This is a genomic window from Cellulomonas sp. P4_B5_2, from assembly GCF_056402235.1.
In genome coordinates this window covers 1-8,556 of the sequence record NZ_JBFUHU010000161.1, presented here as the reverse complement: position 1 = coordinate 8,556, position 8,556 = coordinate 1, and the positions used below count along the sequence as shown (strand labels likewise).

At 73.0% G+C, this 8,556-nt stretch carries 12 protein-coding genes; 7 read left to right on the top strand and 5 right to left on the bottom strand.

Translation table 11 applies throughout. The features are described 5' to 3' along the window. Nucleotides 1-195: 195 nt before the first annotated feature. Complete coding sequence (locus AC1DUQ_RS12750; RefSeq protein WP_477059387.1) at nt 196-786, top strand: HdeD family acid-resistance protein; 591 nt, start codon at nt 196-198, stop codon at nt 784-786. Here the strand turns inward: AC1DUQ_RS12750 and AC1DUQ_RS12745 are convergent. After that, nucleotides 783-1,619: a CPBP family intramembrane glutamic endopeptidase gene (locus AC1DUQ_RS12745; protein WP_477059386.1), complete on the bottom strand. Its 837-nt coding sequence runs from the start codon at nt 1,617-1,619 to the stop codon at nt 783-785. The genes AC1DUQ_RS12750 and AC1DUQ_RS12745 overlap by 4 nt on opposite strands. A gap of 111 nt (nt 1,620-1,730) precedes the next feature. Between AC1DUQ_RS12745 and AC1DUQ_RS12740 the strand changes: the two genes are divergently transcribed. The 5 genes from AC1DUQ_RS12740 (at nt 1,731) to AC1DUQ_RS12720 (ending at nt 4,874) form a co-directional block, all read left to right on the top strand. Then, complete coding sequence (locus AC1DUQ_RS12740) at nt 1,731-2,372, top strand: hypothetical protein (protein ID WP_477059385.1); 642 nt, start codon at nt 1,731-1,733, stop codon at nt 2,370-2,372. Then, a complete protein-coding gene (locus AC1DUQ_RS12735; protein WP_477059384.1) occupies nt 2,365-2,667 on the top strand; it encodes a transcriptional regulator in 303 nt (100 codons plus the stop codon). Before AC1DUQ_RS12740 ends, AC1DUQ_RS12735 begins: the two co-directional genes overlap by 8 nt. Beyond that, entirely contained in the window at nt 2,664-3,563 is a 900-nt protein-coding gene (locus tag AC1DUQ_RS12730; RefSeq protein ID WP_477059383.1) for an ABC transporter ATP-binding protein, read from the top strand. The genes AC1DUQ_RS12735 and AC1DUQ_RS12730 overlap by 4 nt, the downstream gene beginning before the upstream one ends. Continuing rightward, entirely contained in the window at nt 3,560-4,333 is a 774-nt protein-coding gene (locus tag AC1DUQ_RS12725) for an ABC transporter permease (protein WP_477059382.1), read from the top strand. Before AC1DUQ_RS12730 ends, AC1DUQ_RS12725 begins: the two co-directional genes overlap by 4 nt. 79 nt (nt 4,334-4,412) lie before the next feature. After that, a complete protein-coding gene (locus AC1DUQ_RS12720) occupies nt 4,413-4,874 on the top strand; it encodes a hypothetical protein (protein ID WP_477059381.1) in 462 nt (153 codons plus the stop codon). 15 nt (nt 4,875-4,889) lie between these two features. Here AC1DUQ_RS12720 and AC1DUQ_RS12715 read toward each other — a convergent pair whose 3' ends face one another. From AC1DUQ_RS12715 to AC1DUQ_RS12705, 3 genes are read right to left on the bottom strand one after another with little or no spacing between them, the layout of a single operon-like run. Then, the gene (locus AC1DUQ_RS12715; RefSeq protein WP_477073900.1) at nt 4,890-7,193 is read right to left on the bottom strand and encodes a heavy metal translocating P-type ATPase; all 2,304 of its coding nucleotides are present in this window, start codon (nt 7,191-7,193) and stop codon (nt 4,890-4,892) included. 32 nt (nt 7,194-7,225) lie between these two features. Beyond that, nucleotides 7,226-7,468: a heavy-metal-associated domain-containing protein gene (locus tag AC1DUQ_RS12710; RefSeq protein WP_477059380.1), complete on the bottom strand. Its 243-nt coding sequence runs from the start codon at nt 7,466-7,468 to the stop codon at nt 7,226-7,228. 14 nt (nt 7,469-7,482) lie between these two features. Further along, nucleotides 7,483-7,764: a metal-sensitive transcriptional regulator gene (locus AC1DUQ_RS12705; protein WP_056086768.1), complete on the bottom strand. Its 282-nt coding sequence runs from the start codon at nt 7,762-7,764 to the stop codon at nt 7,483-7,485. 105 nt (nt 7,765-7,869) lie between these two features. On the opposite strand from AC1DUQ_RS12705, the gene AC1DUQ_RS12700 reads away from it, so the two are divergent. After that, a complete protein-coding gene (locus tag AC1DUQ_RS12700) occupies nt 7,870-8,328 on the top strand; it encodes an RrF2 family transcriptional regulator (RefSeq protein WP_477059379.1) in 459 nt (152 codons plus the stop codon). Between the two features lie 7 nt (nt 8,329-8,335). On the opposite strand, the gene AC1DUQ_RS12695 is transcribed toward AC1DUQ_RS12700, so the two are convergent. Continuing rightward, a partial coding sequence (locus AC1DUQ_RS12695; protein ID WP_477073899.1) for a hypothetical protein occupies nt 8,336-8,556 on the bottom strand: 221 nt, incomplete at its 5' end.

Sequence of the window (8,556 nt, the reverse complement as noted above, 5' to 3'; positions counted from 1 at the left end):
GTCTGCCGCTGCGCGACTGGCGGGCGTCGCGGGCATAGGGGCGAGTCTAGGCAGCCACGCCGGACCTGCTCGGTAGGTCGCGTGACCTGCCGGTAAGCGTTTGTGCGCGTCGAGGTGCTTCGTCCGGATCCTCCACTAGCGTGAGGAGCAGGACGCTGCTGTTCCGACCCCTCGTCCTGACAGCTGGAGGCATCGATGTCCGACGACCTGACCACCGCCGACGTCTCGTCCGCGCTCCGCCGGATCTGGTGGCTCCCCATCCTGCGCGGCGTGGTGCTGGTGATCCTCGGGTTGTTCATGCTCGTGCAGCCGCTGGGCACGGTGAAGGCGCTCGTGTGGGTGTTCGGGGTGTTCGCGATCATCGACGGGCTGGTGGCCATCGCGCAGTGGCTGGGCAACCGCAAGGAGCCGGGCGCCGGCTGGTGGCTGATCTCGGGCCTCGTCGGCATCGCGTTCGGTGTGACCGCCGTGGTGTGGACCGGGCCGACCGCGCAGGTGATCTTCTACCTGATCGCCCTCTGGGTGCTGGTGCTCGGCGTCCTGTCAATCATCGCCTCGGTGGTCCTGTACCGGTCGCGCGACATCGGCTGGTACTGGGTGCTGACGTTCGGCCTGATCGCGTTCCTGTTCGGGCTGCTGCTGATCATGAACCCGCAGACGTCGGTGAGCGTGATCGTCGTGCTGCTGGGCCTGTTCGCCTTCGTCGGCGGCGTGGTGCTCATCGTCAGCGGCTTCGCGACGAAGCAGCTGGCCCACCAGCTCGACAAGGGGTCGGCGACGATCTAGTTCAGCCCGATCGCCGCGAGCAGCGCGGCAGGGACGAGCGCGTAGCCGACGAACACGACCATGTCCATGATCGTGTGCGCCATCACGAGCGGCATCACCCGGCGCTTCCGGCGGTAGTACTCGGCGAACAGCAGGCCCATGATCGCGTTCCCGACGAAGGCGCCCCAGCCCTGGTACAGGTGGTACGAGCCGCGCAGCAGGGCGCTCGCGACGACGATGGCCGGCGCGCTCCAGCGCAGCTCGCGCAGCCGCTCCATGAGGTACCCGACGACGATGACCTCCTCGAGCAGCGCGTTCTGCAGCGCCGCGAGGAGCAGCACGGGGATGGTCCACCAGGCCGCGTTGAGGGCCGACGCCTGGACCTCGACGGCCAGCCCGAGCGCCCGCGCGAGCGCGTACAGGCCGAGCCCGGGGATGCCGATGAGCGCGGCGAGGCCGACGCCGACCGCGAGGTCACGCCACGGCCGCGTGAGCTCGAGCCCGATGCGTCGCACCGCCGACTTCCCGTTGGCCGAGAGCAGGTAGAGGGCGAGCGCGACGGGGACCAGCGCGAAGCCGATCTGCAGCAGCTGGTAGGTGAGGTCGAGCCACGGGCGCGGTGAGCGGCTGGGGTTGAGGGTGGTCGACTGGTCCGCCAGCGGGGGACCGGCGGTGAGCCGGTCGATGATGTTGACCACCGCGTAGAGGCCGGACTTCCCGAGCGACAGGCCGAGGACGATCCAGATCTCGGTGGTGAGCCGGCGGCGGTACGCGCGCTGGCTGGGCGGCGGGGCCGTGAGCACCGGAGCCGCGAGGTCGTCCGGGGTCGCGTCGGCGGGCGTCGGCGCAGTCATGGCTCGCAGCGTAGGCCGCAAGCCTGGACGCCGGCTGGACCGGACCTGAGCAACCCCCTTGCGCGTCGGGACGAGACAAACTACTTTGTGTCGCAAACCTAGGAGGAAGGCATGACACCGGAGCAGCCGCGCGACGCAGCCGCCGCCGGTCCGGACGAGGCACCGGACCCGGCCGACGCGCTCGCGATCATCGCCGCCCAACGCGCGCGTGCCGAGGGCACCCGCCCGTCGAGCACCTGGATCTTCGGGCTCTGGGGCACCGCGTGGCTGCTCGGGTACGGCGCGATGTGGCTGACTGCCCGCGACGACCGCCGCCCGTCGGTGCTCGCGGTGGTCGTCGCGATCGGCCTCGGCCTGGTGGCCGTGGTGCTGACGATCGTGCACGTGCTGCGCAGGACGCACGGGATCGCCGGCGCCGGCGCACGTCAGGGCGCCCTGTACGGCTGGGCGTGGCCGATCGGCTTCACCGCGCAGAGCCTGATCGTCGCCGGGCTGGGCCGGGCGGGGGCGTCGGACGAGGTGACCGGGCTGGCGGCCAACGCGATCGCGGCGCTGGTGGTCGGGCTGCTCTACCTCGCGGGGGGCCTGCTGTGGGACGACAGGGGGATGTACTTGGTCGGCGGCTGGATGGCGCTCGTGGGGGCGGCGGCCGCGCTCACCGGGCTGCCGGCGTCCTACCTGGTCATGGCGCTCGCGGGCGGTGGCGGGATGCTCGCGCTCGGCCTCGTCACGCGGATCCGGTCCCGTGCCTGAGGAGCCGCTCGACCCCGTCATCCATGCGCAGGCCCGGCTGCGGGTCGTGGCCACGCTCGCGTCGCTCGGTGCGCACGACCGCATCTCCTTCCCGCGGCTGCAGAAGCTGCTCGACATGACCGCGGGGAACCTGTCCACCCATCTGCGCCGACTCGAGGAGGCGGACTACGTGAGGATCACCAAGACCCATGAGGGCCGGACCCCGGCCACCTACGTGGAGCTGACGCTGGCCGGACGGCTGGCGTTCGAGAGGTACACGCAGACGCTGCGTTCACTGCTGGGAGGAACGTCATGACCGCCGTCGTGGAGCTGGAGCACGTCACCCGCACGTTCGGGGCGGTGACCGCGCTCGACGACGTGTCGCTGAGCGTCGGCGAGGGGCAGCTCGTCGGGCTGCTCGGACCCAACGGCGCGGGCAAGACCACCCTGCTCAGCCTGGTCAGCGGCCTGCGCCGGGCCGACTCCGGCACCGTCCGGCTGTTCGGCGGGAACCCGCGGGACGCGTCGTCGCGGATCGCGCTCGGGACCACCCCGCAGGAGACCGGCCTGCCGCCGACACTCACGGTCGGGGAGGTCGTCGACCTCGTCGCCGGGCACTACCCCGCCCCCATGACGCGCGCGGAGGTGCTCGCCCGGTTCGGGCTCGAGGACCTGTCCGGGCGGCAGACCGGTGGCCTGTCGGGCGGCCAGAAGCGCCGGCTCGCGGTGGCCCTCGCGCTCGTCGGCCGGCCGCGGCTGGTGCTCCTCGACGAACCGACCACCGGGCTCGACGTCGAGGCGCGGCACATCCTGTGGCAGGCGCTGCGCGACTACCACGCCGACGGCGCGACCGTGCTGCTGACCAGCCACTACCTCGAGGAGATCGAGGCGCTCGCGGAGCGCGTGGTGGTGATCGGCGAGGGCCGCGTGCTGGCCGACGACACCCTGACGTCGGTGCTCGGGCTCGTCGGACTGCGCCGCGTGATCTTCTCGGTGCCCGTCGGGGACACCGTCGACCTGGCGCGGCTGCCCGGAGCGGCCAGCGCGCAGCAGGGGGCCGACGGGCGCTGGACGGTGCTCGCGTCCGACGCCGACCTGACCGTTCGCGCCCTCGTCGAGCAGGCCGTGCCGTTCGAGGGCCTGGAGGTCCGTGGCGCCTCGCTGGAGGAGGCGTTCCTCACGCTCACGCAGAAGGAGGAGGTCGTCCGATGAGCACCGTTCTCGCGCCACGCCCGTTCTGGTCGCTGGCCGTCCTGCACGCCCGGTTCCAGTTCCTCGAGACCGTGCGGATCCCCATCGCGGTGATCGGCAACCTGCTGTTCCCGTCGCTGGCCCTGCTGTTCTTCGTCATCCCGCAGCGGTCGGTGGCCGACGACCCGGGGATCGCCACCGCCGCGATCGCGCAGCTCGGGGTGTTCGCCGTGATGTCCACGTGCCTGTTCTCGTTCGGCGTCGGCGTCTCCGAGGACCGCGCGATGCCGTTCGACCCGTTCCTGCGCACGCTGCCCGCCGGCGCCGGACCGCGGCTGGTCGGCCGGGTGCTCAACGGGGTGCTCTGGTCCTACCTCGCCCTGGTGCCGCTGGTCCTGCTCGGCGCGTTCCTCACCGCGGCGACCCTCACCCCGGCCCAGGCGATCGCGGCGATCGCGATGGTGCCCGCTGTGGCGGTGCCGTTCCTGCTGCTCGGGCTGGCGATCGGGTACCGGCTCAGCTCCAAGGCCGCGATCGCGGTGGTGCAGGCCACCCTGTTCCCGCTCGCGTTCGCCGGGGGACTGTTCCTGCCGCCCGAGGCGTTCCCCGCGTGGCTCGATGCCTTGTCGAAGTTCCTGCCGTCGCGGGCCGCCCGCGACCTGGCCGTGCAGGCGGTGACCGGGTATGACGCCTACGCGGGGGCTCTCGTGGTGATCCTCGCGTGGACGGTGGTGTTCGCGGCCCTCGCCGTGACGGCGTACCGCCGCGACGAGGGCCGCCGGTTCCACTGAGACGGACCGGTACGGTGACCTCGCCCGACTGTCGGAGTCGTGCCCCGTCCCCTAACCGAGGTGCCGAGAAGCGATGTCCGTGACCGACGTCCTCGCGCTGATGCTCGCGGTGGTCGCGGTGGTCGCGGCGGCGAGCGGCCTCGGACTGGTGGTGGTCGGGGAGTGGATCTTCCACATCGACAGTGAGGACTACTGGCGCAACCCGGGAGTCGTGGTCGGGCTGCCGGCTGCGGCCCTCGGCTGCTCCTACGTGGTGGTCGGGATCGCGGAGGCTGCCCGGAGAGCAGGTGCGGGCGGGTGGACGGCGTGGTTCGACGCCGCGGCCGCCCTGGTCGGCGGTCTCGGGATGGCTCTCGGCGCCGTGTACCTCTGGCTGCTCCGGACGAGGCCGGTGCACGTCCGCCCGAGCCGGAGCGCCTACGACGTGCCGCGCTACGTCCGCAGGGACCGGGACCGGACCGTCACGTCCTGGCACCGGTACCCGGGGATCCTCGCGCTCGTCGGAGGCGTGGCCCTCGTCCCCCTGTACGCGGTGGGCTGAGAGCCGTGCTGAGACCTACTCGAACCGTCGCAGCCTCAGCGAGTTCCCGACCACCAGCACCGACGAGAGCGCCATCGCAGCGCCCGCGATCATCGGGTTGAGCAGGCCGAGGGCGGCCAGCGGGATCGCGGCGACGTTGTAGGCGAACGCCCAGAACAGGTTCTGCTTGATGACCCGCAGCGTGCGCCGGGAGAGCCGGATCGCGTCGCCGGCAGATCGCAGGTCGCCACGGACCAGCGTGATGTCGGCGGCCTCGATCGCGACGTCGGTCCCGGTGCCCATGGCCAGGCCGAGGTTGGCGGTGGCCAGGGCGGCGGCGTCGTTGACCCCGTCGCCGACCATCGCGACGCGTGCGCCCTCGGCCTGCAGCCGGGCGACGACCGCCACCTTGTCGGCGGGCAGCACGTGCGCGATGACGTCGGTCGCGGAGATCCCGACCTCGCGTGCGGCTGCCCGGGCCGCGCCCTCGTTGTCCCCGGTGAGCAGGACCGGCCGCAGGCCCAGGGCGCGCAGCTCGGCGACCGCCTGCGCGGAGGACGGCTTGACCGGGTCGCGCAGGACCAGCACGCCGCGCGGCGAGCCGTCCCAGGCGACCATGACCGCGGTGGCACCGTCGGCCTCGGCGGCGTCGAACGGACCCTGGTAGTCGGTCGGGTCGATGCCCTGCTCCTTGAGCCACGCGGGCTTGCCGACGAGGACACGACGACCCAGCCCGACTCCCGAGTGCGCGGTGCGGACCACGCCCGAGACGCCGTGACCGGCCTCCGCGCGGAAGTCGTGCACCTGGTCGGAGCCGATGATGACGCCGTCGCCCCCGGTCGGTCCGTCCGTGCGTCCGGCGGCGACCGCGATGGCCTGGCCGATGGGGTGCTCGGCGAGCTGCTCGACCGCGGCGGCGTAGCGCAGGACCTCGGGCTCGCCCACCACGTCGACCAGCGCCATGCGGCCCTCGGTCACCGTGCCGGTCTTGTCCAGCACGACGGTGTCGATGGTGCGGGTCTGCTCGAGGATCTCGGGGCCCTTGATGAGGATGCCCMGCTGCGCGCCGCGGCCGGTGCCGACCAGCAGCGCGGTSGGCGTGGCSAGSCCGAGGGCGCAGGGGCACGCGATGATCAGCACGGCGACCGCAGCGGTGAACGCCGCCTGCACGCCCGAGCCGGTGAGCAACCAGGCGGCCAGCGTACCGAGCGCGAGGACCAGCACCACGGGCACGAACACCGCGGAGATCCGGTCCGCCAGCCGCTGCACGGGTGCCTTGCCGGTCTGCGCGGCGGCGACGAGCCGGCCGATCTGTGCCAGCCGCGTCTCCGCGCCCACGCGGGTGGCCCGCACGACGAGCGCGCCCGAGGTGTTGATCGTGGCGCCGGTGACCTCGTCGCCGGGGCCGACGTCGACCGGCACCGGCTCGCCGGTGAGCAGCGAGGTGTCCAGCGCGGAGGTGCCGCTGACGACCACCCCGTCGGTGGCGACCTTCTCCCCCGGTCGCACGACGAACTCGTCGCCGACGGTGAGCCGGTCGACGGGCACGCGCCGCTCGGTGCCGCCGACCAGCAGCGACACGTCCTTGGCGCCCAGGTCCAGCAGCGCGCGCAGGGCGTCGCCGGCACGGCGGCGGGACCGGTGCTCGGCGTACCGGCCGGCCAGCAGGAACGTGGTGACGACGGCCGCGACCTCGAAGTACAGCTCCGGGACGGCCATCTCCTCGGCGGCCCGCGGCCACAGCGTGGGGGTCATGGTCATGCCGAGCTCGCCGGCGCCACCGAACAGCAGAGCCCACAGGGACCAGGCGCTCGCGGCGATGATGCCGATCGACACCAGTGTGTCCATGGTCGAGGCGCCGTGCCGGGCGGCCCGGAACGCGGCACGGTGGAACGGCCACGCGGCCCACGTGACCACGGGCAGGGCCAGCGCGGCGACGACCCACTGCCACCCGGTGAACTGGAGCGCGGGGATCATCGAGACCAGCAGCACGGGCACGGTGAGGACGGCGGCGACCCGCAGGCGGCTGCGCAGCTCGGTACCGCGCGCGTCGGTCGGGGCCGAGGTGTCCTCGGCCGGGTCCATGTCGTGGCCGGGCGCCATCGAGTGACCCGAGAGGGCGTGCTCGACGGGGTCCATGCCCTCGTGGTGCTCGTGCGGGGGGCGCACGACCGTGGCGTCGTAGCCAGCGGCGCGGACGGCGGCGACCAGCTCGTCCGTGGCGGTCGGCCCGTCCACACGGACGTGCGCCGACTCCAGCGGCAGGTTCACGGTCGCCTCGACGCCCGGCAGCCGGTTCAGCTTCTTCTCGACGCGCGCGACGCAGGAGGCGCAGGTCATGCCCTCGATCGCGAGATCGACGGTTCGTTCGCTCACAGCAACGACCTCCGCGGGGTGACGGCATAGCCGGCCTCGACGACCGCCGAGGCGACCGCGTCGTCGGCCAGGGGCGCGTCGGAGATGACCGAGACCGTCGACGACCCGCCGACGACGAGCTGGACCGTGACGTCCTTGACGCTCGGCAGGGCGGACAGCTCGGAGGTCACCGCGGAGACGCAGTGGCCGCAGGTCATGCCGTCGACGCCGAACGTGGTCGTGATGGTGCTGGTGCTCATGGGAGGTGCTCCTTCTAGCTGCGGACGAGGCGGGCGATGGCGTCGGAGGCTTCCTTCACCTTCGCCGCTCCCTCCTCGGGGGACTGGCGGGCGGCGTCGACGACGCAGTGCGCGAGGTGGTCCTCGACCAGGCCGATGCTCACGGCCTGCAGGGCCTTCGTGACGGCGGCGACCTGGGTGAGGATGTCGATGCAGTACACGTCCTCGTCGACCATCCGGGCGATGCCGCGGACCTGGCCCTCGACCCGGCGCAGGCGCTTGAGGTAGTCGTCCTTGGCGTCCGTGTAGCCGTGCATGGGGGCCTCTTTCGTCGTCGAGCGGGTGCTCTTTGCGCAACACGATACCCCCATGGGGTATTCCGGGGAGCCATCCCCGCTCCGCTGCACGGCAGAATCAGCGGCATGCGGGTCTCGGCGAAGGCGGACTATGCGGTGCGGGCGTGCGCCGAGCTGGCGGCGTCCCCTCACGGGGACCCGGTGCGGGCGGACGACCTCGCCGCCGGGCAGCAGCTCCCGGTCGCGTTCCTGGAGCGGATCCTCGGTGACCTGCGCCGCGGCGGCGTGGTGTCCAGCGTCCGTGGGCGGTCCGGCGGGTACCGGCTGGCGCGGCCCGCCGACGAGATCACGCTGGCCGACGTCATCCGCGCGGTCGACGGTCCGCTGGTCACGGTGCGCGACGAGCGGCCGACCGAGCTCGAGTACGGCGGGTCGGCGCAGGCGCTGCTGCGGGTGTGGGTCGCTCTGCGCGTGAGCGTGCGGGACGTGCTCGACCAGGTGACGCTCGCGGCGCTGGTGTCCGGGGAGCTGCCCGCGCACGTGCGTGACCTGGGCGCCCGCGAGGACGCCTGGGTCAACCCGTAGGACCTGGTCAGAGCGGCGGGGCCGCGGAGCGCCACGCGAGCAGGATCGGGACGCCCGTGAGCGCCAGCCAGCCCACGAAGACGACGGCGGCGACCACCAGCCGCGGTCGCCGTGCGGGCCGCCACGGCAGCAGCACGAACGGCGAGGCGACCACGAGGGCGCCGAGGACCAGGAACGGGACGACCTGCGCGCGCCCGGAGTCGGTGACCCCGAACCCCCCGCCCGTGC

Coding starts and splice junctions, on each gene's coding strand:
- AC1DUQ_RS12700 (WP_477059379.1), top strand. CDS start 7,870: ATGCGGGTCTCGGCGAAGGCGGACTATGCGGTGCGGGCGTGCGCCGAG.
- AC1DUQ_RS12745 (WP_477059386.1), bottom strand. CDS start 1,619: ATGACTGCGCCGACGCCCGCCGACGCGACCCCGGACGACCTCGCGGCT.
- AC1DUQ_RS12740 (WP_477059385.1), top strand. CDS start 1,731: ATGACACCGGAGCAGCCGCGCGACGCAGCCGCCGCCGGTCCGGACGAG.
- AC1DUQ_RS12710 (WP_477059380.1), bottom strand. CDS start 7,468: ATGAGCACCAGCACCATCACGACCACGTTCGGCGTCGACGGCATGACC.
- AC1DUQ_RS12730 (WP_477059383.1), top strand. CDS start 2,664: ATGACCGCCGTCGTGGAGCTGGAGCACGTCACCCGCACGTTCGGGGCG.
- AC1DUQ_RS12750 (WP_477059387.1), top strand. CDS start 196: ATGTCCGACGACCTGACCACCGCCGACGTCTCGTCCGCGCTCCGCCGG.
- AC1DUQ_RS12725 (WP_477059382.1), top strand. CDS start 3,560: ATGAGCACCGTTCTCGCGCCACGCCCGTTCTGGTCGCTGGCCGTCCTG.
- AC1DUQ_RS12705 (WP_056086768.1), bottom strand. CDS start 7,764: ATGCACGGCTACACGGACGCCAAGGACGACTACCTCAAGCGCCTGCGC.